Below are 25,903 nucleotides of genomic sequence, written 5' to 3' on the forward strand. Positions count from 1 at the left end.
CGGCGCCAGAGAGCATCCGCCGAATCGTTCCATCGGCACGCACCAAACGAGGAAATCATGAATGACCATGTTCCACAATCCGTCACGCGGCTCGTCGCGCAGATCGCCTGTCGTTGCGGCACAAAGCACAGCCGCTGGGCGGAGGTGTTCGAAAACACCTTTTGCGACACTCTCACGACGACCATCCGCCGTGAGGGCGACGGATCCACGTTCCTCATCACCGGTGACATACCGGCGATGTGGCTGCGCGACTCCACGGCACAGATGCGACCGTACCTGGTACTAGCTCAGGAAAGCCAGGAGATCAGCGACCTGATAGCCGGACTGGTGAAAAGGCAGTTCTTCTGCATCTCGATCGACCCATATGCCAACGCGTTCAACGAAACGGCGAACGGCGAAGCTTGGGACAAGGACGACGAGACCGATTTCACCAGTCCTTGGGTCTGGGAGCGTAAATACGAGACAGACTCGTTGTGCTACCCGATTCAATTGGCATGGCTGCTGTACGCGAACACGGGACGGGTTGACCAATTCAACGCAGGCTTCATGAAGGGGGTCGAACGGATTCTCGGCGTATTGCGCACCGAGCAGAACCATGCGAATTCACCGTACTTCTTCACCAGAGAGAGCGATTTGCCGACCGAATCACTGACCTACGGCGGCAGAGGTACCCCGACCGGCCGAACCGGCATGACATGGAGTGGATTCCGACCAAGCGACGATGCCTGCACGTATCACTATCTGGTGCCTTCCAACATGTTCGCCTCAGTGGTATTGGGCTACATCGAACGCATATTCGCTGAGCCGGGACCCCTGGGACCCGGCTCCCGAGCCGCCGACCGCGCCGGGGTCACGCGTGAGCAGGCGACTAGGATCGGGCGAGATGCGCACGAACTGAACCAGGACATTACCGAGGGCATCCGCAAATATGGAACCACGTGCAACGATGCCGGTGAAGCGGTGTACGCATATGAGACCGACGGACTGGGCCACGCCTCCATCATGGACGACGCCAACGTACCCAGCCTTATGGCGGCGCCGTACCTTGGTTTCTGCACAGCTGATGACCCGCTGTATCTCTCGACGCGCGCAACGTTGCTGAGCGCGGCGAATCCGTATTACTACGAGGGACGATACGCAAAAGGCATCGGGTCGTCGCATACGCCCGAAGGGTATGTCTGGCCCATAGCTCTCGCCATCCAAGGCCTTACCTCCAACGACATCGAGGAGAAGGAACGTCTGCTCGACGTGCTGACAAGCACGGACGACGGAACCGATCAGATCCACGAAAGCATCAACCCCGAAGATCCTGGACAGTTCACCCGGAAATGGTTCAGTTGGGCCAACATGATGTTCTGCGAGTTGGTATTGGACTATTTCGGCATGCGCGTAAAACGCTGAGCCTCGCCCACACGCATGGGACGCCACGTCGTTACACGCATCGTCCCCGCGAAGTCGCGGTGACGATGCAAAAGCCATAACACAATGTAAACACAACCTACTGTTTCCATCAAAGGAGAAAACAATGAATGACAATCCGAAATACCGTCTGGGTACTCAGTCGAACCGCATATTCATGGCCTCTCAGACCAAGAACCTGCTGGACTTTGGCAGGAACTTCCCGGTTCCGCAAGGCGGCTCAGGCTGGCTTGACGCCGAAGGCAACGTGGATGCCTCACACGGCATCCAGACATGGATCACCGGGCGCATGACCCATGTCTATTCCATAGCTGCGCTGATGGGCTACCCCGGTGCCGAGCATCTGGCGGATGAAGGCCTGCGGGGATTGACCGGCATCCTTCACGACGACGAGAACGGCGGCTGGCACCCTTCGATACAGGCCGACGGCACCCCCGAACCGGGGAAGGTCTGCTATGCACATGCCTTCGTCATCATCGCGGCGACTTCGGCGTATCTGGCCGGACGTCCCGGAGCGAAGGAGCTGCTGGATGAGGCGTTGGAGACGTACGACAAGTATTTCTGGGACGACGAGCGGGGGCTCGCTGTGGATACATGGGACACGACGTTCACCACACTCGACACGTATCGCGGCCTGAACGCCAACATGCACACCACTGAGGCATTCCTCGGCGTGGCGGACGCCACCGGCAACAACACATACCGTGAACGGGCCGGGAGGATCATCAGGCAGGTCGTCCAATGGGCCAAGGGCAATAATTGGCGTATTCCCGAGCATTTCGACGAAAATTGGAATCCCGATTTCGAATTCAACGCCGACAAGAAAGACGATCAATTCAAACCATACGGCGCAACACCGGGCCACGGCATCGAATGGGCAAGACTGATCACCCAGTGGGCGCTGAGCTACTTCCCCAACCGCGCCTTGGCGCAGCCCTACATCGAAGCCTCCGAACGACTGTTCGAGCGTGCAGTCGCTGACGGCTACAGCAAAGGCGAGAGGCCCGGTTTGGCGTACACCACCGACTGGAACGGCAACCCTGTGGTAACCGATCGTATGCACTGGACTTTGGCAGAGGCCATGAACACGTCATCGACACTGGCGAAAGTGACAGGAAAGCACGAATATGAGGAATGGTATGAGGAATTCGCACGTTACACCGACGAATACCTGATCGACCATAAGGGTGGTTCCTGGTTCCATCAACTCGATGCCGACAACAAAGTCATCGGAACCGTATGGCCCGGCAAGTCCGATGTATACCATGCCTTCCAATCCACACTCATTCCCTTCCTTGATCCCGCGGTCTCCATCTGCACCGCCGTGTTCAACGACGGGAAGGACCGCCAATGAAACGACACCGACTGAGTATGTCGGAGCCAAGAGCCAATGCACCGAAACCGTCACGGTGAAGGCGTCCTGAACAACGACCGGGCCTGCGACGTTTGGAATCCAAAGGAATCCTCCACGCCGCAGACACGGTCGTTCATCTAGGAATCATGACAGCAGACGCACGTCATGTCCAAGGAAAAGAGCGGGACACAGGACGTTCGCTCAGAACTCGGTGATGACCGAACGGATCACTTCTCCACGTTTGAGCTGTTCGTAGGCCTCGTCGATCTGTCTCAAATTGATGCGCTGACTGACGATGTCATGCATGTTGAGGCGGCCGTCCACCGCCATGTCGGCGTACATCGGGATGTCGTACTTGATGTTCGTCGAACCCATCCACACGCCTTTGAAACCGCGCTGGTGCACCAGGAAGTCGGCGGGATTGATCTCAAGTTCAATCGTCGCATCGGGCTTGGCCAGACCGATGCAATATGCCATCCCATCCACTGCGAGCATATCCCAGCACTGCTTCATGGCACTGCGCACGCCTATGGCCTCGAACGCCGCGTCAACGCCGCCGTCTGTCAGCTCCCGCACGGCCTCGACAGGATCACGGTCCTTTGAATTGACCACATCGGTGGCGCCGAACTTCTTGGCGAATTCCAGCTTGTTATCCAGAATGTCGATCGCGATGATCTTTTTGGCTCCGCATATGCGGGCCCCTGAGATGATGTTCAGGCCGATGCCGCCAGTACCCACGACCGCCACCGTCTGGCCGGGACGCACATGCGCCGAGTTGATGGCGGCGCCCGCGCCGGTGATCGTAGCGCAACCGATGCACGCCGCCTCCTCCCATTTGACGTCGTTGTTGACCACCGCAAGCTGGTTTTCGTGAATCAATGCCTTCTCAGCGAAGCCACCGGTGCCAAACGCCTGAGTGATCGGACGTCCGTCGAGGAACGAAAGGCGCGGAGTGTCACCAGGCTCACGCACGCATTCCTGTTGCTGGGTGCAGGACTGCGGATGACCGTTAAGACAGTTGGCGCAATGCCCGCAGACCTGCTCAAGGGAAGCGATGACATGGTCCCCGACCTTGATGCCCTGCACCTCTGGCCCCACGGCTTCGACGACACCGGCCACCTCATGCCCGATGACGGCGGGGAACGGGAAGAACTTGTCATCGTCCTCCACGAGGTGCAAATCGGAATGGCACAATCCCGACGCCTTGACATCGACCAGCACCTCCGCACCCTTAGGGTCATCGATGATAATATCCTCCGGTTGCGCAAAACCTTTGCCAATCCCATACGCAATGGATGCTTTGATTTTCTGAGGCATAATAACTCCTTCGTTCAGCCTTCAATTCATCGTCATACCGGCATTTGTGGACCGGCCGCCGACGGTTACGATTATACACCGAAGAACATGGCACACCTCAACGACGAGTAGGGGTTCGTCCTTGAGAAGAACCACACCCATACCCGCATCAGCATGCATCCGACACGGTTACGTGTCGGATGCGCTGAATCGGCCGATTCCGGCGTATTCTTCACGCCATACGGCCAGAACTACAAATCCCTGCCATCAAATAACGTTGAGCGCTCAGGCCAACGAAAAACCTAGCTGCGTCGCAGCCTGCACCGGAACAGGGTCATCAGCCCAATAATCCGACAGATTCTCATCGGACGACAACGAACGAATCTCCGCACGATCAATGTAGATCTCACCACTGAGATGATCGGTCTCATGCTGGAAGATGCGCGCGGGCCAACCATGCAGACGCTCCTCATGGTTCACGCCGTCGACGTCCTGCCAGCGGGCGATGATGTCGAGCCAACGACGACGCACGGCCTGATAGCCTGCGAAACTGAGACAACCTTCGTAGAAGCTGCTGGCCCTAGTGCCCACCGGCGTATAGGAGGGATTCACGATGGCATGGAACGGGAACTCAGCAACCTCACGGGGATCGTCCTCATCACCTCGGATGTGGTCCTCCACGACCGCGAACGCAAGCCCCAAGCCGATCTGCGGAGCCGCGAGACCGACCCCCGGGGCTTCAAGCATGGTGGAATGCATGGCATCGATTAGTTTAAGGAAGGTCTTGTGGTTCAATTGTCCGTCATATGGCAACGCCGCTTCTCGCAGCACGGGTTCGCCCATCTGCACGATGGGAAGGATGCCTTCCTTGCCACCGCTTTTCACCAGCTGTTCGACAGCATGGTTGAGTTCGTTGTTTACCTTCGTACGATGTGAGAACATTACAGCGCCAACTCCTGTGCTACAACGGCGGCGAGGCGTTCGCACACCTCATCGGCCTGGGATTGTGTTTCCGCTTCCGTCATGACCCTCACCAGGGGCTCCGTCCCCGAGGCACGTAACAATACCCGCCCCGTCGCGCCGAGCATCTTCTCCTCGCGCTCCACGGCGGCCTGTACCTTCGCATTCGTCGCCGCCGCCTTCTTATCGACATCCGGCACATTGATGAGGCTTTGCGGCAGCTGCGGGAAGTCTGCGGCCAATTCTTTAAGCGATTTCCCAGACTTCACGACCTCCATGCACAGCGTCAGCGCCGTCAGCGTGCCATCGCCGGTAGTGGCGAATTCACGGTTGATGACGTGCCCCGACTGTTCGCCTCCCAACGAATAGTCGCCACGCAACATCTCCTCGAGGACATACCGGTCTCCGACCGCGGTCTCCACGGTGTCGATGCCCATGTCCCTAAGCGCCAGCTTCAGGCCGAGGTTGCTCATCACCGTGACGACGAGCGTATCGTGGTTAAGCTTGCCTTCCCGCTTTTTGGCACGCGCCAGAATACCCATCACCTGGTCGCCGTTGACCATCGTGCCGTCCTCGTCGACCGCCAGACAGCGATCGGCATCACCGTCGAAAGCCACCCCCATGACGGCATCGGTGGCCTTCACCATCGCCTGGAGCTGCTCGGGATGGGTACTGCCGGCCTTCTGATTGATGTTGTAGCCGTCGGGACTCGCATTGATGACGAGCACCTCGGCCCCCGCCCTGCGCAACGCCTCCGGCGCGACCACCGAAGTGGCGCCATTGGCGCAGTCAGCGACGATTTTCAGGCCTTTGAGCGGCTTGGGCTGCGTCTTGTCCGGCGCGATGGGCGCGATGGAGGACACCAGATGGTCGATGTACATGTTCGTCGCCGAATTCATGTCGCGGCTTACACGACCGACGCCGGCCCCTGTGGGACGAGGCCAGTCGGCCCCAAGCACCGCCTCGATCTCATCCTCCTTGGCATCGGGAAGCTTGTAGCCGCCACGGGCGAAGAACTTGATGCCGTTATCCGGCATCGGATTGTGGGATGCCGATATGACGGCGCCCATGTCGACGTTGAGCACTGAAGTGAGATAGGCAACCCCGGGCGTGGGGATGATTCCCGCGTCAATCACGTCGAAGCCACCGGCGCTCATACCGGCCGCCAACGCCGAGGAAAGGAAATCACCCGAGACACGGGTGTCCCTGCCTATCAACGCACGCCTGCGGCCTTCATGATGCCCGTCATCGGTGCCTGCGCTATCGCCAAGCACCCTTACCGCAGCATCCCCTAAATCCAGGGCAAGGCGCGCCGTAAGATCACGGTTCGCAAGTCCTCTCACGCCATCAGTACCAAACATATTCGGCACAGTAAGACTCCCAACACTTCAATCCGACAATTAACCTACTTCATATTACCCACAGGGGCACCTAGGAATCTCAGGACGTACATCTCTCCTTACCGCAACTCATCTCGCCTCACCGCATCGCGTCCGGTGCGACGACTCCGGTCATGGACACGGCGGGCTGCACGTTTGCAAGACCCGCCGATTGCCGGCCAACGCCCGAGGTGTGGACCCAACGTCTCATCCACGCAAGTCAGGCCGCATTCGAGTTGGCTTGTGATACTTTGAGCACACGACGCGATGCATCTACGTTCTGAATGATCATGCCACGCAACGCCCGGTCGGCATCGGCATGGCTCTCTAGCCAGACATCACCAAGACGCACCAGCTCGGCGGCATCACAGTATACCGGATACAAGTCGACCAGCAACGTCTCCGCCATATGGAACGTGCGGTTCTTCCAAATCCAGTCCACCGTCTCGAAATACTTAGATACGTAAGGTTGGGCCAATTTGCCTTTCGCGGTGGCGCAAAAGCCCCTGGCGGCGGCATCGAGCTGGGAGTTGGTCAGTTCCGTGTTGTAGATGGCCTCCTGCCACGCCCACTCCTTGGCCTGCGCTGTGGGAACGGAGGCACGCGCACCATAGGCGAACTCACGGTTGGCCGTGGTGTCGTTGGCCTTAAGCTCCGCATCAATGGCGGCGTCGTCGAAGGCCGAAACCGATGCGAGCGCAGTGATGAGCTGCCAACGCAGGTTATTATCGATTTCCAGACCTTGCAGTTTGAGTGTGCCGTCAAGTAGTCCGCGCACATTGGAGACGAAGGGCGCATCACCCTCCTCGCCGTAATCCAAGTATGCACCCACGAGCTGGAACTGCTCGTCACTGCCCGGCTCCGCAGCGTTCGCCAAATCCCACAGCCCCTGAGCCACGCGCTTGGAAACATCTTCCCTGCGTTCGGCAGCCACATAAAGCTTGGCCGTGGTCTTCAGAGCAGCCAATGCATATCGGAACGTGGTAGATTCATGCTCGGTGGACAGCATCTTCAGGCTTACATCAATGAATCGCTCGGCACTGTATTCGCCGTCGCGCGTCATATCGCAGAACGCAAGCCAGACCACGGCACGAGCCAAGGAGTCGTCGAACCGGTACAGGTTCTCGGCGGCGAACTCGCGCGAAGCATCATCGAAACGCAGCTTGGCATAGGTCAGGTCGTTGTCGTTAAGCAGAATGAAGTCAGGGCGCTTCTTACCTACGACCTGCGGCACTGTGGTCTTCTCGCCGTCCACGTCCAGTTCGAAGCTTTGGGAACGCGTCACCTTGCCTGTGGCCGCGTTCAGGTCATAGAAACCGATGCCCATGCGCTGACTGCGCACCACGGGATGTTCGGCCGGGGCGGACTGAGTGAGGGTCATCGATGATATGGTCCCGTCCGCTGAGGTGGTGACGTCCGCGGCGATCGTGTCGATTCCCGACTCCTCAAGCCACTGCCTGCTCCAAGCCTTCAGGTCACGGCCGCTGGCCACCTCGAGCTCGTTGAGCAGATCCGCCAAGGTGGCGTTTGCATATTGGTATTTGTTCAGATAGCTGTTGATGCCCTTGAAGAACCGGTCACGGCCGACATAGGCCACGAGCTGCTTGAGCACGGAAGCGCCCTTGGCGTATGTAATGCCGTCGAAGTTCACCTCGGTGTCATGAAGGTCGTTGATCGGCGCGGTGATCGGATGGGTCGTGGGCATCTGGTCCTGCACCAACGCCCAGCTCTTCTCCCCCGAGGTGAAGGTGGCCCAGGAGTCCTTCCACTCCGTGGCCTCGGCGGTGCACAGAGACGACATGAACTCAGCGAAGGACTCATTGAGCCATAGGTCGTTCCACCACTTCATGGTCACCAGGTCACCGAACCACATATGCGCCAGCTCGTGCAGCACTGTCACCACGCGGCGTTCGGCCAGTGCATCGGTCACCTTCGAACCGAACACGTAGGAGTCACGGATGGTCACCATACCGATGTTCTCCATGGCGCCCGCGTTGTATTCAGGCACATAGATCTGGTCGTACTTGGCGTACGGATACGGCACGCCCCAGGTCTTGGCATAGAACGCGAATCCCTTCTTGGTGACGTCGAACAGGTAGTCCACATCCTTGGCGAAATCTTCGGCAAGCGACTGACGGCAGTACTGCGCCATCGTCACGATGCGTCCGTCCTCGTTGGCGTATTCGGTGTGCCATTGCGCATAGGGGCCGGCGCAGATGGCCGTGAGATACGAGCTCATGACCGGAGTCGTCTGGAAGATCCAATGCTTGACGGATTCGGCGGGGTGCTCGCCCAACGTCCCTTCGGCGGTCGTCCCGCCCAGGTCCTGTGTCCCTTTGACCGGCATGTTGGAGGTAACTATCCAGGATTGAGGGGCGTTGACGTCGAAATCGAACGTGGCTTTGATATCGGGCTGATCGAACACCGCATAGACGCGTCGTGCGTCGGGAACCTCGAACTGCGAATAGAGGTAGACGTTGCCATCGGCCGGGTCCACGGAACGGTGCAGCCCTTCGCCTGTCGTGGAGTACTGGCAGGTGGAGACCACCGTCAGGACGTTATGGTCGCTCAGCGCGGGAAGTTCGATGCGGCTGTCCGCAAAGCAGATTTGCGGATCGAGGGACTCGCCGTTGAGATCGATGCTGCTCACCGCATCGGCTATGAGATCCACGAACGTGGTTTCACCGGGCCTGGCATCGAAGGTAATGGTTGACTTCGAGATGAAGTCCTTGGCTCCCTGGGTCAGGTCGAGACTGACCGCATAATGAACCGGGCCGGTGACGACCGACTTGCGTTCCTCGGCTTCGGTACGGGTAAGGTTCGAACCAGACATGTTATTTCTCCTTAATACGAACTAGTGACGATACGGAAGGCATCCTGACGGATGCGCACGACTGTTCTTCATAGTACAAGACATATCGCCAAATCCACCGACCTCAGCGACACCCTCCCGCCAGGAGGCATCAGGTCGGAAGGCATGGGCGATTGGTGCCTGACAGCGAGGCTGCACGAGGAAACGTCGGGATGCCTGAAAGTCCCGACAATACGCAAGGTGAGGAGGCCAATGTAAAATCCGTACCATGAATGAAAAGGAACGGGCAAGCTCGACGGATGTAACGAGGAGAACAGGCGGGAAAGCCTTCCACCGCGACATCTGCGTCTCCCCATCCGGCGAGACGCCCGACGGGGTCGGAATCGAAAGCAGGAAGATTCCTACACCGAAACAGGGCGTCGGCTCAAGACTGCGCTCGTCATTGTGTTGGATTCTCGCGGCGCTCGCCTGCCTCTGGCTCGCCATCTGCACTTCACTGGGTCCGTTGTACCGGCAGTTCACCACGAATCCCACTGCGGCCACCATCCTCGCCTTTTCGCTCAACGACCTTGTCCGACTCATCTTTTCCTTCTTTGTGTATCTCTTTATCCTCCGCATTCTGGTTGGCTGGGCCCGAACCCCTGCATGGTTCTCGACCCGCCTGAACGCGGATATGCGGGCGGCACGCTCCGCATGGAGGACATACCAGAAAGAGAGGCGAAGCCGCGATCGGAAGGACACCGGCTGCAGTCCGGCCGGACGCGATCTTCGACATCCAGATACGGCAAATGCATCGACTTCTCCACAAGTGCCTTCGGACAGGCCACAATCCGCCCGGACAGGGTTTCTACGACGCGCAAGCTCCGACATAGCATTGCGGCTGCGTGCTTTCCCGGCGCAGGCAAGATCCTTCGTACTGCGCATCACTGCGAACTGCCATGACATCATGATCGTTCTGATTCTCGGCTGGCTGTGGGTGCCTGTCACCCTGCTGACGGCTTTCGGCGCCGACCTGCGAAGCCAATTGAGGGAGTTCAGCTGGGCATGGAATCAGTGGACCGGGCAGAAACAGCCGTATATCGGCTTCTTCTCCTTCGTCCCGATGGACATCTACCCTACGGCCCATTACATGTGGCCTGCACGGCCGACATATCTCACCGACCAGCACAACATCGTACTCACGTTGTTTTACGGCTCGGTGGCCTCCCTGTCCCGATATCTCACCGGATCCAACGACTGGGGTCTGATAGTCCTGTCCACCGCGCAGTTCATCTTCGCCGCGTTCGCCCTCGCCTCCTGTGCAGACCGCTTCTTCAACCGACGTTGGCTGGGCACAAGTGGTCCGCGTACCATCGGCGCTGCGCCACGTTGCATCATCATCGCATTCCTGTTGTTGTGCCCGATCGTCCAGTTCTCTACGATTTCACTGACCAAGTCACCACTGTTCGCGTTCGCGTTCGCCTGGTGGTTTTCAATACAATACGAGATCTGCACCAACCGCAAGTCCGCAGCACATACCAGACCTTCCACCTTGGCGGCTTTGGCGGTTTCCACCGCGGTGATGCTCTGCAGCGCCAAATATGCGCTGTACATCATCCTTATCGAATTCCTTCTGCTGTTGCTGGTGAACCGCAACCATTGGAGAACGTATGCGATTGGCCTACTCATACCGGTCATTGCATTCGAAGCGGCGCTGAACGTCGCTATATCCACCGGTACGGTCATCGGCGGTGACCTGATTGAAAGCCACGGGCCGCAACTTCAGCAGATAGCCCGCGTGGCCAGACTCAACCCCAACGGAATCCCACCCTCGGCCAGGAGGAAGCTCGCGGCGATCTTCAACCTCGACCAAATGGCGGAAGCTTACTCCCAGCAGGATGCCGATCCCGTGAAATCATCCGGCATCCAATCGAAAAAGGTCAGCTATCGCTGGCGCACCGTGACCAAGGCGGATATGAAACAATTCAATTCGGCCTGGTTGCAGACTGTCAGGGCAAATCCGGTCATCGCCACCGATGCCCTCCTCGCGAAATGCTATGGGTATTTCGACATCAACGATCCACCCTACGTCGATATGGCTTATTATCTGTCCAACTCACAAATCGACAACGCCTCCACGTGGATAGCCCGCTGGCTTCCAGGCTGGCGGCAGAACGTATCCAATACGGCGAAGAGCATGGAATCATTCCCGGTTTTAGGACACCTTGTGTGCGGTAATCTATATGTCATAATGACGCTGCTCATCGTCGCCGCCGAATTCGTCCTGAAGCGTTGGCGCACGCTCGCCTGTCACATGCCGCTTCTGCTACTGATGGGCGTCATGATCACGTCCCCGGCCAACAACTTCGAACGGCACATGCTTCCTCTGGTATTCGTATTCGGCTTCGTTGCGCTTACGTTCATCACCGAATCCTATGAGCACGAAACGGTCAAGGTCCGGCGGGACATCCCGATCGACTCGGAATCGAGTGGGTCACTTCCCTGCAACGCATAGTCCCCACAGTTGCCGCAGCACCGTTGCCGGAGCTTACGATCCGAGGAACCCGAAGCGCACGTCATGACTCAGGAGGACCTCGGGGCTCTGCACGGCCCAGCGCGTGGACGGGCGGAAGACGCAATGACATTCACATGAGCACAACGCCGGCGACGGACAAGTCGCAGACCTTTCTGCGTCACGTCATAGCCCCACTCATGCATGCAACCTCCCATGGCAGCACATACTACCCTCTGAGTAGCAGCAATATATGTGGTTGAAAAGGTGGGAAGCATATAGGTACCTGCGTAGGACAGATACAAAATCTCCCGCAACGGGCGATGCGAAATCGCTATTGCGGGAGAAGATGAAAACCACCATCAACGCAGTGGTATCCTGAAACTGGTTCAGGAAAGCGGGGCGATATCAAGCGGTACGCCAGGCCCCATCGTCGAAGTGAGCGTCGCCTTGGTGATGTAACGCCCCTTCACGGTGGAAGGACGAAGACGCTTGATCTCCTCGGCCACAGCCTGGAAATTCTCCGCCAACGCCTGCTCATCGAAGGACATCTTGCCGATGATGAAAGACAGATTGCCGTCCTTATCCACACGGAAGTCGATCTTGCCGCCTTTGATATCGGCAACAGCCTTGGCCACGTCCATGGTCACGGTGCCGGTCTTGGGGTTAGGCATAAGACCACGCGGACCGAGCACTCGGCCCAAGCGACCGACCTTGCCCATCATGTCCGGCGTCGCCACCACGGCATCAAAGTCGAGGAATCCACCCTGCACCTTGGTGACCAGTTCATCGTCGCCCACGATATCGGCGCCGGCCTCGGTCGCTTCAGCCGCCTTGGGGCCACGTGCGAAGACAAGCACCTTGGCCGTCTTGCCGGTGCCGTTAGGCAGGTTCACCACACCACGGACGAGCTGATCGGCCTTGCGGGGATCGACGTTCAGGTGATAGGTGGCTTCGAGGGTCTCGTCAAAACCCCGCTTTGGCATGCTCTTGAGCAGGGCAATGGCCTCAGCGGCCGTGTACAGATTGCTGAAATCGACCTTCTCGGCCGCTTCACGATATGCTTTGGAATGTTTCTTGGCCATCTGTATTCTCCCCCTCAGTCGCTTACCGTAATACCCATCGAACGGGCGGTGCCCTCGATGATCTTCATGCCGGCTTCCACATCACGTGCGGAAAGATCGGGCATCTTGGTCTCGGCAATTTCACGGACCTGGGCTTTGGTGACGGAACCAACCTTCGTCGTCAGCGGGTTGCTGGTGCCCTTCTTGATGCCGGCGGCCGCCTTGAGCAGCGCCACGGCCGGAGGGGTCTTGGTGATGAAGGTGAAGGAGCGGTCTTCATAGACGGTGATCTCCACAGGGACGACCTGGCCCATCTTGTCCTTCGTGGCATCGTTGTACGCCTTGCAGAAGTCCATGATGTTGACACCGTGAGAACCCAGAGCCGGTCCCAGAGGCGGTGCGGGGTTGGCCTTGCCAGCCTCAATCTGCAGCTTAATCAGCGCAGTTACTTTCTTTTTCTTGGCAGCCATGAATGGCACCTCTTCCTACTCGCGCGGTACATTCGGTCGCTCTGAGCGTCTGCGGTCATTATGGGCGTTTGCCCTCATGCACCACGCGGACAGAGTCTCCTCCCGCATCCGATAATTGCTGTGCTGTGCTAGCGGGTCTCCCCTCCAGACGCAAGCCTTTCCATTATGCCAGAGTCCTCAGACAGGGCCGGTACGACGGAACGCCGCAAAACAACGGAAGCCACGCCCCATGAAGTTGAATAACCAGACGTCCACGCGAACCGAACCGGACAATCTCGCCATCTTGAACGGGAGGAAGACCGTTTCCGACGAGCGGTAGACACGCGACCGGGTCTGCTCGGACGTGACGAACGCCGACTGAATCGAGCCAAACGCGAAGCAAGGGACATGACGAAAGTGACTACAACACAAAAGGTGCCGCAAATCTTACATCGCAGCACCCTGAATAAGTCGATGACGGCATATCCTCAGGCTTCAGGCCACCTTCTTCACCTGTTCGAAGCCAAGCTCGACCGGCGTATCGCGACCGAAGATGGAGACCAGCACCGTAAGCTTCTGCGCGGTTGGTTCGACATCGGAAACCACAGCCGCCATGGTGTTGAATGGCCCGTCGGTGACGGTGACCTGATCCCCAACGGCATAGGAAACCTCAATCTTGCGCTTTCTGGCGGCGGCCGGCTTGTCTCCGGCATCCTTGAGCGCCTGAGAGGTGATCATGGGGGCCATCATCTTGACTACCTCGTCGCGGGTCAACGGTGCAGGTTCCTTGGTTGGCCCGACGAATCCGGTCACACCCTCGGTCTCGCGGACGATACGGCGTGCATCATCATCCGGCAGCATGCGGATGAGCACGTAACCGGGGACGCGAACACGAGTGACGATCTTCTTTCCCTTATCGGTGTGCTTCTCGACTTCCTCAAGCGGCACCTCGATCTGGAAGATCTTGTCCTCAAGACCGTAGCTTTGGATGCGGGACTCCACATTAGCCTTGACCCGCTTCTCGTAACCGGAGTATGTGTGCAGCACATACCACTTGCCTTCAAGCCCCCTGAGGCTCTTGGAGAATTCCTTGAGTGCAGCTGCAGCGACATCGTCGGAGTCGGACTGCTCGGCATCCGCTCCCTCCTTCGTCGCGGCGGTGCCATCGGAGAGGTCGGCAGAAGCGGAATCATCGGCACCGTTCTGAGAATCCAAGCCGAGATTGGTGGCCAGCGCCGCATCAGCCACGGCTTCCTCCTTGGAGGACGTCTCGCCACCGGTCAAACCCGATAACGAATCAAGACCATCAAGATTCACATCATCATTCATGCTTTGCCCCTTGAATTCACAATCTATCGATATGCAAGACCAACGCCGATCAGCCGAAGAGCCACAACGTCAACTTGCCCAAGCCGAAGTCCATAAGCGAAACGACGAGCATCAGTATGAGAACAAAGATGAACACCGCGAATGACCAGCTGGCGAGTTCCTTCCCCGTAGGAGTCACCACTTTACGCATTTCGTCGATGATCTGCCTGATGAAGAGGCCGATGCGCATGAAAATGTTCGGCTTCGCAGCCGCCACCGCTTTATTTGCCTTAGCCATTTCCATCCTTTGCTTGATTCCTGCCACTTGGCAGGGAAGGCGGGACTCGAACCCACAACCTACGGTTTTGGAGACCGTTGCGCTACCAATTGCGCCACTTCCCTAGGTGAACTCTGTCAAGCGTACCTGCAACCAAGGACGCAGCGACAAAACCGCCGATGACTTATCGTAGCGGCTCAATCCCATTTCGTCCAATCGGGTTTCGTCGCGGCGAGTCAGAAGGCCTGATGTGCCACGCTCCGTACAACACGGTGCGCAGACGGCGAGCACCACGGCACGATGCTCAGCCGACCCACTCCCTGAGACGGCGCATCCCCTCGGTGAGGCTCTCGTCGTCCAGCGCATACGAAAAACGCAGGTATCCAGGCGCTCCGAAAGCCTCCCCCCGGAACTGCCGCCACGTGCGCCTCATCAAGTAGCAACGTCGCAAAGTGCGAAGACGAATCCGCCACCGACCCATGCAGCCCCAGCGGCGCGCCAAGCAACGGCCGAATGTCAGCGAAGGCATAAAACGCACCGCGAGGCATCGGGCAGGTGACGCCTCTTACGGCGTTCAAATCGGAGACGATGGCCTTGCGGCGCCTGTCGAACGCCTCCCTCATCCCCGCGACGACATCAAGCGGACCGCAAACCGCGGCGAGGGCTGCCTGTTGCGAGACATCAGCGACGTTGGAAGTCAGGTGACCCTGCAGTTTCGTTATCGCTCGGGCCACCGGTTGCGGGGCCACGGCCCACCCCACGCGCCATCCGGTCATGGCGTACGTCTTCGCCACACCGTTGAGTACGATCAACCTGTCCCGTACTTGCGGCACGAGAGCACCTACATACCCCGTTCCCGCTCCATCGTACGTCAGATGTTCGTATATTTCGTCGGAGATGATCCAGATATGGTTGTCATCGGCCCACCGCGCGATGTCCGTAAGTGTCGCGTCGCTCCACACCGCACCTGTTGGATTGTTCGGCGTATTGATGACGACCGCCTTGGTGCGCTGTGTCCGAACCGCTTCAAAATCCGCCACCCCGGGTTCGAAACCACGTTCGGCACCGGCGAACACCTCGACCGGGACGCCTCCGGCCAGTTTGACCGCCTCAGGGTACGACGTCCAATATGGCGCGGGGACGATCACTTCGTCGCCGGGATTCACAAGCACTTGCATGGTTTCATAGACGGCCTGCTTGCCTCCGTTGGTGACGACGACCTGGCTTTGATCCACATCAAACCCTGAGTCCCTGCGTGTCTTCCATGCAATGGCTTCGCGCAGTTCGGGAAGACCGGCCGTGGGCGTATAACGATGGTTCTTCGGATCCCTGCAGGCCTGCGCGGCGGCATCGACGATGTAATCAGCCGTTGGGAAATTCGGTTCCCCGGCGCCGAAGCCGATGACATCGACGCCCGACGCCCTCATGGCCTTCGCCTTGGAATCCACTGCGAGCGTGGCGCTTTCGCCGACTTGGTTGATGCGATCACTGAGCATGGTGCTTCCTTTGGAATATCACGCGGCATCCAATGTACCGAGCCAGCCAGGACTCCTCATGTCGGTGACCTCAGACGGTCTTATCCGACGGCCGGGAGGGACGCTCGGACGTCACGTTCAGACAAAAGTGCGTTATACATAACGAATTATAGCCAAAGTAGGCCTATTCGACTTCGTGACCGCCCAGAATCGCGTTTTCGTCATGAGGATCATCGGCGATGGCCGGATCGGCCCAATGCCCGGCGGAACGTTCTTGACGCATGGCCTCGCGAACCGCCGTTCTGGCATCCATCATCTCGTGGTAGTCGCGGCGTCTCTCCGCATTCGTCCGACGGTGGCTGCGGCCGCCATCGGAACCCTCTTCCAAGCGCAGATCCCGGCCTCTGGCTCCCAACTGAGCGCCGTCAAGCATCTCAGCACCTGCGGAAATGGTCGGATCCCAATCGAACGCCACATAGTCGTCACCCTTGCCGATGCGAACTTCATCGCCTGGCCGGGCGCCGCTGTGGCGAAGGGAATCCTCTACCCCAAGGCTTGCCAGCCTATCGGCCAGATAGCCAACGGCCTCGTCGTTGTCGAAATCAGTCTGCCGAACCCAACGCTCCGGCTTCAGACCCGTAACCCGATACCACACGTCGCCGGACTTGCTCTCCTGACGCTCCACCTTGAAATCCCCGGCCGAACGCCGTTCGTCAAACCCACGACGTCTGCGTAAAGCCGGTTGTTCCAGCGGTCTGATAGTCACGCGCTCCTGTTCGCTCCGACTCTCCTGCTCAGCAAGACCGGCCCGCAGCCGCGACACCAGGGCACCCAGAGCATAGCCCAATTCATCAAGGCCCTCATGGGTGACGGTGGAGATGACATAGACCGCAAGCCCCATCTTTTCGAATTCAGGTTTGACGAAATCGGCCAGTTCCTTGGCTTCGGGTACATCAGCCTTGTTGAGTACGATGACACGCGGGCGTTCAGCGATGGGTATGACGCCCATCGGGAGTTCCAATCGGTCCGCGTACTTGGCAAGCTCGGCCTCCAGCGCATGATAGTCCGAAATCGGGTCCCTGTCGGATTCGAACGTCGCGCAGTCAATGACGTGCGCTACCACTTCGGTCCTCTCAATGTGGCGCAAAAACTCCAAGCCCAGCCCCTTGCCCTCCGAAGCACCGGGGATAAGCCCAGGCACATCCGCGATCGTATAGCGATACTCGCCCATATCGACCACGCCGAGATTCGGCACGAGCGTAGTGAACGGATAATCCGCAATCTTCGGTTTCGCCGCGCTCATGGCGGCGACGAGGCTTGACTTTCCAGAAGAAGGAAAACCGACGAGGGCCACATCGGCAATCGATTTGAGCTCGAGGATGATATCGCGTTCCTCACCAGGCTCACCAAGCAAGGCGAAGCCCGGAGCCCGGCGCACCTTATTTGCCAACGCCGCATTTCCCAAACCGCCGATGCCGCCTTCGGCAGCAACGTAACGGTCACCGACGTGACTAAGGTCGGCCAGTTGCCGCCCGGGACGCTTACTCTCGCCTGTGCCTCCCTTGGCTTCGAACACCACTGTTCCCGGTGGGACGGGCAGCACCACGTCCGCGCCCTTCGAACCGTCCTTCGTGTCCCCCAGACCCATCGTGCCGGACTCGGCAGAACGGTGTGGCACAAAACGGTAGTCGAGAAGGCTGTTGGCGTTGTCACTCGCCTCGAGAATGACCGACCCGCCATCACCGCCATTGCCCCCGTTGGGACCGGCGAGAGGCTTGTACTTTTCGCGCTTGACCCCGGCGGAACCGTTGCCGCCGTTGCCACCCTTGACGTGCAGCGTGACCCTATCTACAAAATCCATGGTTCTCCCTTTACACCTGTATCAGCCCCGGCCCTAAGGTAACACGGCACCAAATTCTCCGTTCGCGCCGCGGGACCGGGATGGTTGCGACGACGCTCGACGCGCCGAAGCCCCTGAGACGCACCTGACAGTGCAAGGGCCGCACTCCCCGGTCTGAGGAGTGCGGCCCTTGCTTCTATGCGTTTGCCCCGTTACTCTGCGGTGACCACATCGACGACCTTACGGTCACGACGCACACCGAACTTCACGTTGCCATCGGCCAAGGCGAACAACGTGTGGTCCTTGCCGCAGCCTACGTTCTGTCCGGGATGGAATTTGGTTCCACGCTGGCGGACGAGGATGTTGCCCGCCACGACGGACTCGCCGCCGAACTTCTTCACGCCAAGGTATTGTGGCCCTGAATCACGACCGTTGCGAGAAGCGGACGCACCTTTCTTATGTGCCATGATGGCTCCTTTCGATTATCAAGTGTTCTTGAAAGCTATAACTCCACCGTTACGGACAGTGGAAACGACCCTACAGCCCTCAGGCGATGGAAGTGACCTTGACCAAGGAGAGCTTCTGGCGATGGCCCTTGCGACGCGCCACGCCCGTCTTGTTCTTGAACTTCTGGATGTTGATCTTGGGTCCCTTGGCCTCATCGTTCACCACTTCGGCCTTGACGGAGATCTTCGCCAAGTCCTTGGCCGCCATCGTCACCTTGGCACCGTCAACCACGAGCGCAACCGGAAATTCAACAGTATCGCCCTTTTTCGCGTCAAGACGATTGACGAGCATCTTGTCGCCCACCTCGACCTTTTCCTGATGGCCGCCGGCCTTCACAATCGCGTACATAATCCATTCCTTGCTATTCGACAAAGCATTCCGTCCGGCGCAAAACGACCCGTCTGGCCAGACACCAAGTTATTAGAGTACACCGGGCCGTGTACTAACGTCAACCATCGTCGACGACACGCTTGAGGCAGGTCGCGGGCACAACGGCCCGACGTCGAAACCCAAGCCTGGGTCATGGGTTCAGCTTTCGTCACCTTCAAAGACGAGGTCGTCACCATCATCTCCGGCGGCCGCGGCCGCGGCCGCGATCTGGGCGAGCTTGGCCTTCAGGTCAGGACTGGACCCCTGCGGAGCCGCGACCTCAGGCGAGGCTCCATGACCATGCTTGTTGGTTTTGACGAATGGGTCGCCACCCTTCATGGCGTACGGGTCGGAATACTCGGCGGAGACTGTGGGCTCGTCGTGCAGGATGAAGCCTCGTCCCTTGCAGGTGGGGCATTCCTCGGAGAAGGCCTCCACCAGACCTTGCCCAATCCGCTTCCTGGTCATCTGGACAAGTCCCAGAGAAGTCACCTCGGCCACCTGATGCTTGGTCCTGTCACGGGCCAGGCACTCGACCAGGCGGCGCAGGACCAGATCGCGGTTCGCGGGCATGACCATGTCCACGTAGTCAATCATGATCATACCGCCGATATCACGCAGACGAAGCTGGCGGGCGATCTCCTCGCTGGCTTCGAGATTGCAGCGCGTGACCGTCTCCTCAAGCGACTTGCCCTTACCGATGAAGCGACCGGTGTTGACATCGATGGTGGTCATCGCCTCGGTACGGTCAATGACTATCGAGCCGCCACTGGGCAGATAGACCTGACGCTCCATGCCCTTGCGCAACTGGGAGTCGATCTGCCATTTGTCGAATACGTCCTTGCCTTCGTGCTCCTCAGGATCCCATTTCTCAAGGCGATCCTTCAGGTCGGGGGCCATGGTGTCCAGATAATCCTCGATATGCGAGTAGACCTCATCACCCTGCACGATCATCCTGCTGAAATCGTCGTTGAAGATGTCTCGGACCACCCGAATGGCCATATCGGGCTCGCCTTGCAGCAGCTTGGCGCGCTTGCCGTGACGGTAGGTCTCGTGCTTCTCCTCGATCTTCTCCCACTGATGCCTGAGCGCCTCCAGGTCCTTCCCGATGGCTTCCTCGCTGGCCCCTTCGGCGGCAGTGCGGATGATGACTCCCATGTCCTTGGGGGCTATCTTCGAGACGATCGACTTGAGCCTCGTCCTTTCGCGTTCGGGCAATTTCCGGCTCACGCCCGTCATCCCGCCGGACGGCACAAGCACGAGGAAGCGCCCGGCCAAAGTGACCTGTGAAGTAAGACGTGCACCCTTGTGGCCTATCGGATCCTTGGTCACCTGCACCAAGACGGGGTCGCCGGATTTGAAGGCCAACTCGATGCGACGGGGCTGCCCTTCGAGACGGGTGGTATCCCAGTTGACCTCTCCGGCGTACAGCACGCCGTTGCGAGCCTGCCCGATGTCCACAAAAGCGGCTTCCATGCTGGGGAGCACATTCTGCACACGCCCCAAATAGATGTTGCCGACCGTGGCCACCTCTTGAATATCGGAAACGTAGTGTTCAACCAGAACGTCGTCCTCAATCACTGAAATCTGGGTATGCCGATCCTTTTGACGCACCACCATCAGGCGATTGACGTTTTCACGTCGCGCCAGGAAGTCCTGCTCCAGAATCTGGCTCTGACGACTGCGCTCCCGACGATTGTCCCGCCGCCTTTGCTTCTTGGCCTCCAGCCTGGTCGAACCTTCGATGTCGGTGATCTCGTCGATGTACTGCTGCTTACGCGAACGGGTCGCCGCACGGCCCGACTTGCGCACGGAGCGATCCTCTCCCTCGGCTTCTGCGGCGCGGCGACGGCGACGACGACGGGTCAGCGGCTGCCCCTCCTCCTCGTCATGCCCACCGGAGCGAACCTCCTCGGCATCTGACCCCGCGTCTTCAAGGTCATCGCGCTCATCGTCGCCCTTTGCGCGTCGAGCCCCGACCTTGCGCCGTGTGGTACGCGATTCACCTTCATCATCGCCACGCGCACGGCGCCTGCTTCTACGACGTACCGTAGACGAATCCTCATCCCAATCGGAGTCATCATCGTGACCGGATTCGACGGGTTCATCGAAATCATCGAGGCTGTCAACCCGCTCGATGCCCTCGATCCCCACGCTTCTGCCACGCCTCGTCCGACGTGCCGGGAGCGCCGCCTTGCCCCCTTCATCGTCCGCTGCGTGGGCATCATCCCTGCGTCCCATGCGCCCACGCCCGGAACGACCACCACGCACAGCGGAACCGTCCATATCCTCCTCATCGACTCCACGAGAGGAGGCCGAACGCTTCGCGCGCCTGCGGCCCCCGGTCAGGACAGGCTCATCTTCGTCGCCGTCATCTATCGGAGCGTACTCGATGTGCTCGCCGGCAAGATCCTCTTCGATCTGCTCCACCTCGTCGGAAGCCCTTCGTTCCTCGGCGTTCAGCCTGCGACGACCACGGCCCGTACGCACCACCGTGACGAACCCGTCAGCCTCATCACCGGCTTCGTCGTCAAGCCCATATGCGTCAATCGTCGGGATGACGGGCTCCTGGAACAGCAGCGAAGCGCTGGGCTTCACCCGCACCGACCCCGTTGAACCGCTTGTGCGCGACCTCGAGCGCGACTCCTGCGAATCGCCCTGTACCATGTCACGGGAGTCTTCGAACATCTTCGGCGTCGGCTCATCCGAGTCGCCGGTTTCGGCATCGTTTCCGAAATCCGTAAGATCCTTCCGCCTGACCGACGAGACGCGCCGGCGCCGGCCCTTGGCAACGGTGCCACGGGAACTTCTTGCCGAAGAGGATGACGCACGGTTATGCCCCGCGTCCTCGTCCTGTGTGTCGCGTCCATCCTTTTCGGCCGAACGCCCCGTAGACGTCGCAGAAGGCTCGGAAAAGTCGGATCCCGTTTTCCTCGATGTTCGCTTGCGCCCGGCTGGTTTGCGCACCGGGTCATGTTCCTGTGGCCCATCCAGCTCCGTCGCCGCAGAGGCTTCATCCGCCCGTTCCTCGAGCTCCTCGACCTTGAGTTTCATGGCGGCACCGGCCGCACCAGTTCCTCGTACCACCCGTCGGCCCACCCGCCGGCGCCGCGCACCCGCCCCGCGCTTTTCAGCGCCGTCAACAGGCTCGCGTCCTGCAACAAAGCCAGTGTCTTGTTCCGTTTCCTGTGAAGCCGAGATTCGCTCGTCTTCGTCATGTGTTGTCTTGCGCACAATACTCCTTGCGATGCGCTGCAATCGCATCGCTTTCTCCAGTCGTCCGCGCCGCCGATGCGGGTCTTCAGCATGCCTTCGCATCGACCGACCACACCAGCGCCACTTCAAAAGTCCTCACTGCCGACGGCGGACACCAACGCCCGTGCCCATATGCACGAGGGGATCGACGCCATCGATACCCGGCGGTTTGCAGAACCACCTCGTTCCAGTATAGGCCATAAGCAGCCCGGGGGCCGCTTTCCTGGAAAATCTATGGATACGGAGCGTCAGAACCTCAGCCGACCAGCGGCTTGGAAGGCAGAATCCGATCAATCAGGAAGAGCAGCAACCCAAGCACGATGAAGAACACCACGCAACCTGCGCAATTGACGACGAGCTGCTCCAGACCTATCTTCGGCAGGTCGATGAACCCGTAGGGATAGGGATTTCCATGCGGCTCCGGCCCCGAATGCGGCCACAGCGCAGCACGGATCAAGATGAAGGCGAGATACAGAGGAAAATATATGAGCCAGGAGAAGACGTAATGCCATTTAAACCGGCGATGCGGGTCGAACAGCAGGAAATCGACGCTCGCCATGATGGGAACGACCTTATGTAGAATCAGATTCGTCACGATGCCGAACACGTATTTGGCAGTCGCTGGATTCGGCGGCGGCAACAGGACCGTGGCTATGATGCCCGTCACCATGATGTAGAGCGTAAGCACCCCCTTTAGCCAGGCGGGAGGCTGGTTGCCGTCGATCAGCAACGCAATCGCGGCCCATAGCATGACCAGACCGAGCACGAAGTTGGACTGGTAGGTGAAGTAGACCCAATAGCTCGTGGTGGTCCAGGCTACGCTGGTCCACGCCAGACACAGAAACGCAATGACGAAACGATAGACGCTCACAAAATATTTCATGCCTGACAGCATACGTACCCGAAGGGAGAAAACCTTCGTCCGACTGCCAAATTAGGATAAGAGTCACATTTCGCGCCGTCGTTGCGAAGAATCCCACACGGGGTCCGCGGACGACAGCCGCTCTTCCCAGTGCGTTCGCACGACACGGCACAGAGACACGAAAAGGAAGTCCGTTCACTTGACTTCACCTTGGAAGGACGATATGACTGACCATCAAGCTGACCGTTCACAGAAAGACGATGCCGAGCCGAACTGCCCGCTCGCATATTCACCGGCCCTGATGACGGACATGTACGAATACACCATGCTCGACGCGGCACTCCAGGACGGTACGGCCAACCGCAGAAGCGTATTCGAGGTGTATACGCGCCATCTGCCTGAAGGCCGACGTTACGGAGTCGTGGCCGGAACGGGACGTCTCCTCGACGCACTCGAACATTTCAGACTTGGTGAGGACGATCTGCGATTCCTGTACGACAATCGCATCGTAAGCCCGAACACGGTACGCTGGCTTGAGGGCTTCCGTTTCCACGGCACGATTCGTGGATACCGCGAGGGCGAAATCTACTTCCCTGACTCCCCGGTCCTTCAGGTCGAAGGAGTGTTCGCGGAATGTACCCTGCTCGAGACGCTTATACTTTCCATCCTCAACTACGATTCTGCGGTGGCCGCCGCCGCCTCGCGCATGAGTACGGCAGCCAAGGGCCGCCCCTGCATGGACATGGGCGGACGCCGCACCAATGAGTGGGCCGCCGTGGCAGCGGCGCGGGCATCGGTCGTAGGCGGGTTCAGCGGAACGGCGAACCTCCTGGCAGCCAAGACATACGGATTGAAGCCCATCGGTACTTCAGCGCACTGTTTCACCCTTCTGCACGACAGCGAACGCGATGCCTTCCAAGGGCAGATCGATGCGCTCGGCAGGTCCACGACCCTGCTGGTCGACACATACAACATTGAGGAGGCGGTGAAGACCGCCGTTGAAGTAGCAGGCCCCGAGCTCGGCTGCGTGCGCATCGATTCGGGCGATCTGGCGGAAATGGCACAACGGGTACGCGGTGAGCTTGACGCCTTGGGCGCCACGCAGACCAAGATCACCGTCACGAACGACCTGGACGAATATGCGCTCGCCGGTCTGCAAGCGGCACCGGTTGACTCATACGGCGTCGGCACGAAGCTGGTGACTGGATCGGGGGCTCCGACCTGCGCGATGGTCTACAAGATGACCGAGCGTGAAGGAAACAACGGCGAGATGGTGCCGGTAGGCAAGAGGTCCAAAGACAAGGCGAGTCTGCCTGGCCGTAAGCTCGCCTACAGATCGTACGAGTACAATCTCGCCAACGGCGAGCACGTCGTATCGGGTTCGAACGAGCGTCTGGAATCCTTCCACACCCCAGATGATATGGACACGGAGAATCTGCTGGTCGATTACATGGTCGAAGGGCAAGCAGACACCCGGTATCAAGGCCACGACGCCATCATGACGGCCAGAGCCCATCGTGCGGCACAGCTCAGCCGCCTTCCCATAGCCGCGCAATCGCTGATGAAGGGCGACCCAGCGATACCCACGCAAATTCAAGTGCTCTAGAATCGCAACGAGCGATCGAGATTACCGGACGACTCACACATGCGGCGCAACGGCATTACAACAACGATGCGGACTTAACCGACCATCTCCTCGTATATGCGCCTGCATTCAGGGCATACAGGGTACTTCGAAGGGTCATGTTTGGGCTTCCATATCTTGCCGCACAAAGCCACGACCGGTCTACCAGTCAGACGCGATTCCTCAAGTCTTCCCTTGGTCACGTAATGAGCGAATCTGTCGGCGTCCCCGTCATCGCTCGTCTGCCCTCGCTCCTCCGTCTTCGGCCGCTCAAGAACGGCGGTGCCGCTTCATGATAAGGGGAATCGGGATTCGCGGGCGCCACGCCCGTGTCCTCGTCGCATACCGCCGGAGAGAGACGCGCCATGTCGCTGAAACGCAAGGCCACCAACGAAGACGCCTTTGAAGAAACCGCCGACCTGCCGGCAATGGAAACCACCATAAGACCACTCCCCTCCACGAAGCCGAGGCCACACCCGAAAAACGCAACCATCTGCATTCATCATACCTGCCGGTGTTGTCTTCACGCATGCTCGCGGCGAATGGACGCGAACGGGAAGTCGACGGGGAAACAGAACGAACACAACGGCTGAACGCATGGTTATCAGCCTTGCGCGCTATCCTTAAGACATGACTATAGCAGTGTGCCCTGGTTCATACGATCCGGTGACGGCCGGCCACTTGGACGTGATCGAACGCAGTGCGCGCATATTCGGCCAGGTGCACGTTTTGGTGGCGGTGAATTCAGCGAAGACACCGCTATTTTCGCCGCAGACACGAGTCAAGGTGATTCGCAGGGCCCTGCAGGATGACGGATACCCCGATGTGACGGTGACGTTCACACACGGACTGGTCACCGATTATTGCACACAGGTCGGCGCCACCACGATCGTCAAAGGATTGCGCCAGAACGGCGATTACGAGGCGGAGCTGGGAATGGCTCTGGTGAACCGCAAGCTATCAGGGGTCGAGACGATGTTCCTGCCGGCTGACCCCGTCCTGGAACACATCTCAAGTTCCATCGTCAAGGATGTGGCCCGGCATGGAGGCGACGTTACGGGCATGGTTCCCGACTGCGTGGTTCCCATGCTTCAAAACGCCTTGAAGCGAACGGACACCGATGACATAGGAAGCAACGACGACAACGAATGAAAGGGGTATC

The 25,903-nt window shown here is 59.1% G+C and carries 19 protein-coding genes, 1 tRNA gene and 2 pseudogenes; 5 read left to right on the forward strand and 17 right to left on the reverse strand.

The window, feature by feature from the left end; translation table 11 throughout:
• Window positions 1-54 precede the first annotated feature (54 nt).
• Both BBOMB_RS03805 and BBOMB_RS03810 read left to right on the forward strand, forming a co-directional pair.
• Window positions 55-1,401: a glycoside hydrolase family 125 protein gene (locus BBOMB_RS03805; protein ID WP_414133071.1), complete on the forward strand. Its 1,347-nt coding sequence runs from the start codon at window positions 55-57 to the stop codon at window positions 1,399-1,401.
• Window positions 1,402-1,525: 124 nt separating this feature from the next.
• Window positions 1,526-2,773, forward strand: a complete 1,248-nt coding sequence (locus BBOMB_RS03810) for an AGE family epimerase/isomerase (RefSeq protein WP_044087105.1) — start codon at window positions 1,526-1,528, stop codon at window positions 2,771-2,773.
• A gap of 201 nt (window positions 2,774-2,974) precedes the next feature.
• Here BBOMB_RS03810 and BBOMB_RS03815 read toward each other — a convergent pair whose 3' ends face one another.
• The 4 genes from BBOMB_RS03815 to pepN form a co-directional block, all read right to left on the reverse strand.
• Window positions 2,975-4,090, reverse strand: a complete 1,116-nt coding sequence (locus BBOMB_RS03815) for a zinc-binding dehydrogenase (protein WP_081867278.1) — start codon at window positions 4,088-4,090, stop codon at window positions 2,975-2,977.
• A gap of 264 nt (window positions 4,091-4,354) precedes the next feature.
• A complete protein-coding gene (locus BBOMB_RS03820; RefSeq protein ID WP_044087104.1) occupies window positions 4,355-5,011 on the reverse strand; it encodes a peptide deformylase in 657 nt (218 codons plus the stop codon).
• Complete coding sequence (gene glmM, locus BBOMB_RS03825; RefSeq protein WP_044087103.1) at window positions 5,011-6,399, reverse strand: phosphoglucosamine mutase; 1,389 nt, start codon at window positions 6,397-6,399, stop codon at window positions 5,011-5,013. The genes BBOMB_RS03820 and glmM overlap by 1 nt, the downstream gene beginning before the upstream one ends.
• Window positions 6,400-6,628: 229 nt before the next feature.
• Complete coding sequence (gene pepN / locus BBOMB_RS03830) at window positions 6,629-9,241, reverse strand: aminopeptidase N (RefSeq protein ID WP_044087102.1); 2,613 nt, start codon at window positions 9,239-9,241, stop codon at window positions 6,629-6,631.
• Between the two features lie 247 nt (window positions 9,242-9,488).
• Between pepN and BBOMB_RS03835 the strand changes: the two genes are divergently transcribed.
• The gene (locus tag BBOMB_RS03835) at window positions 9,489-11,714 is read left to right on the forward strand and encodes a DUF6020 family protein (RefSeq protein WP_052377427.1); all 2,226 of its coding nucleotides are present in this window, start codon (window positions 9,489-9,491) and stop codon (window positions 11,712-11,714) included.
• A 386-nt stretch (window positions 11,715-12,100) separates the two neighbouring features.
• Here BBOMB_RS03835 and rplA read toward each other — a convergent pair whose 3' ends face one another.
• The 11 genes and pseudogenes from rplA to BBOMB_RS03890 all read right to left on the reverse strand — a co-directional run bounded on the left by rplA (window position 12,101) and on the right by BBOMB_RS03890 (window position 23,138).
• Window positions 12,101-12,796, reverse strand: coding sequence for a 50S ribosomal protein L1 (gene rplA / locus BBOMB_RS03840; protein ID WP_044087101.1), 696 nt, complete (start codon window positions 12,794-12,796; stop codon window positions 12,101-12,103).
• Window positions 12,797-12,810: 14 nt separating this feature from the next.
• Window positions 12,811-13,245 (reverse strand): 50S ribosomal protein L11, encoded by a 435-nt coding sequence (gene rplK, locus BBOMB_RS03845; protein WP_044087100.1) that lies wholly within the window; start codon window positions 13,243-13,245, stop codon window positions 12,811-12,813.
• 474 nt (window positions 13,246-13,719) lie between these two features.
• Window positions 13,720-14,553 (reverse strand): transcription termination/antitermination protein NusG, encoded by an 834-nt coding sequence (gene nusG, locus BBOMB_RS03850; RefSeq protein WP_044087099.1) that lies wholly within the window; start codon window positions 14,551-14,553, stop codon window positions 13,720-13,722.
• Window positions 14,554-14,602: 49 nt separating this feature from the next.
• Window positions 14,603-14,830, reverse strand: a complete 228-nt coding sequence (gene secE, locus BBOMB_RS03855) for a preprotein translocase subunit SecE (protein WP_044087314.1) — start codon at window positions 14,828-14,830, stop codon at window positions 14,603-14,605.
• A 28-nt stretch (window positions 14,831-14,858) separates the two neighbouring features.
• Window positions 14,859-14,934 (reverse strand) — tRNA-Trp (locus BBOMB_RS03860).
• A gap of 179 nt (window positions 14,935-15,113) precedes the next feature.
• Window positions 15,114-16,305: pseudogene (locus tag BBOMB_RS03865) on the reverse strand (pyridoxal phosphate-dependent aminotransferase).
• A gap of 163 nt (window positions 16,306-16,468) precedes the next feature.
• The gene (gene obgE / locus BBOMB_RS03870; protein WP_044087096.1) at window positions 16,469-18,145 is read right to left on the reverse strand and encodes a GTPase ObgE; all 1,677 of its coding nucleotides are present in this window, start codon (window positions 18,143-18,145) and stop codon (window positions 16,469-16,471) included.
• Between the two features lie 191 nt (window positions 18,146-18,336).
• On the reverse strand, window positions 18,337-18,591 hold the full coding sequence (gene rpmA / locus BBOMB_RS03875; RefSeq protein ID WP_044087095.1) for a 50S ribosomal protein L27: 255 nt from the start codon (window positions 18,589-18,591) through the stop codon (window positions 18,337-18,339).
• 79 nt (window positions 18,592-18,670) lie between these two features.
• Entirely contained in the window at window positions 18,671-18,979 is a 309-nt protein-coding gene (gene rplU, locus BBOMB_RS03880; protein ID WP_044087094.1) for a 50S ribosomal protein L21, read from the reverse strand.
• Between the two features lie 180 nt (window positions 18,980-19,159).
• Complete coding sequence (locus BBOMB_RS03885; protein ID WP_044087312.1) at window positions 19,160-22,258, reverse strand: Rne/Rng family ribonuclease; 3,099 nt, start codon at window positions 22,256-22,258, stop codon at window positions 19,160-19,162.
• A 253-nt stretch (window positions 22,259-22,511) separates the two neighbouring features.
• The gene (locus BBOMB_RS03890) at window positions 22,512-23,138 is read right to left on the reverse strand and encodes a Pr6Pr family membrane protein (protein ID WP_044087311.1); all 627 of its coding nucleotides are present in this window, start codon (window positions 23,136-23,138) and stop codon (window positions 22,512-22,514) included.
• A gap of 202 nt (window positions 23,139-23,340) precedes the next feature.
• Between BBOMB_RS03890 and BBOMB_RS03895 the strand changes: the two genes are divergently transcribed.
• A complete protein-coding gene (locus BBOMB_RS03895; protein WP_044087093.1) occupies window positions 23,341-24,723 on the forward strand; it encodes a nicotinate phosphoribosyltransferase in 1,383 nt (460 codons plus the stop codon).
• Window positions 24,724-24,797: 74 nt separating this feature from the next.
• Here BBOMB_RS03895 and BBOMB_RS08045 read toward each other — a convergent pair.
• Window positions 24,798-25,031 (reverse strand): annotated as a pseudogene (locus tag BBOMB_RS08045) (DUF3039 domain-containing protein); the annotation flags it as partial.
• A complete protein-coding gene (locus BBOMB_RS08485) occupies window positions 24,941-25,234 on the reverse strand; it encodes a hypothetical protein (RefSeq protein WP_238549881.1) in 294 nt (97 codons plus the stop codon). The pseudogene BBOMB_RS08045 and the gene BBOMB_RS08485, both read right to left, overlap by 91 nt.
• A 137-nt stretch (window positions 25,235-25,371) precedes the next feature.
• Between BBOMB_RS08485 and coaD the strand changes: the two genes are divergently transcribed.
• Window positions 25,372-25,893, forward strand: coding sequence for a pantetheine-phosphate adenylyltransferase (coaD, locus tag BBOMB_RS03905; protein WP_044087092.1), 522 nt, complete (start codon window positions 25,372-25,374; stop codon window positions 25,891-25,893).
• Window positions 25,894-25,903: the final 10 nt, after the last annotated feature.

The organism is Bifidobacterium bombi DSM 19703, assembly GCF_000737845.1.
GTDB lineage: Bacteria > Actinomycetota > Actinomycetes > Actinomycetales > Bifidobacteriaceae > Bifidobacterium > Bifidobacterium bombi.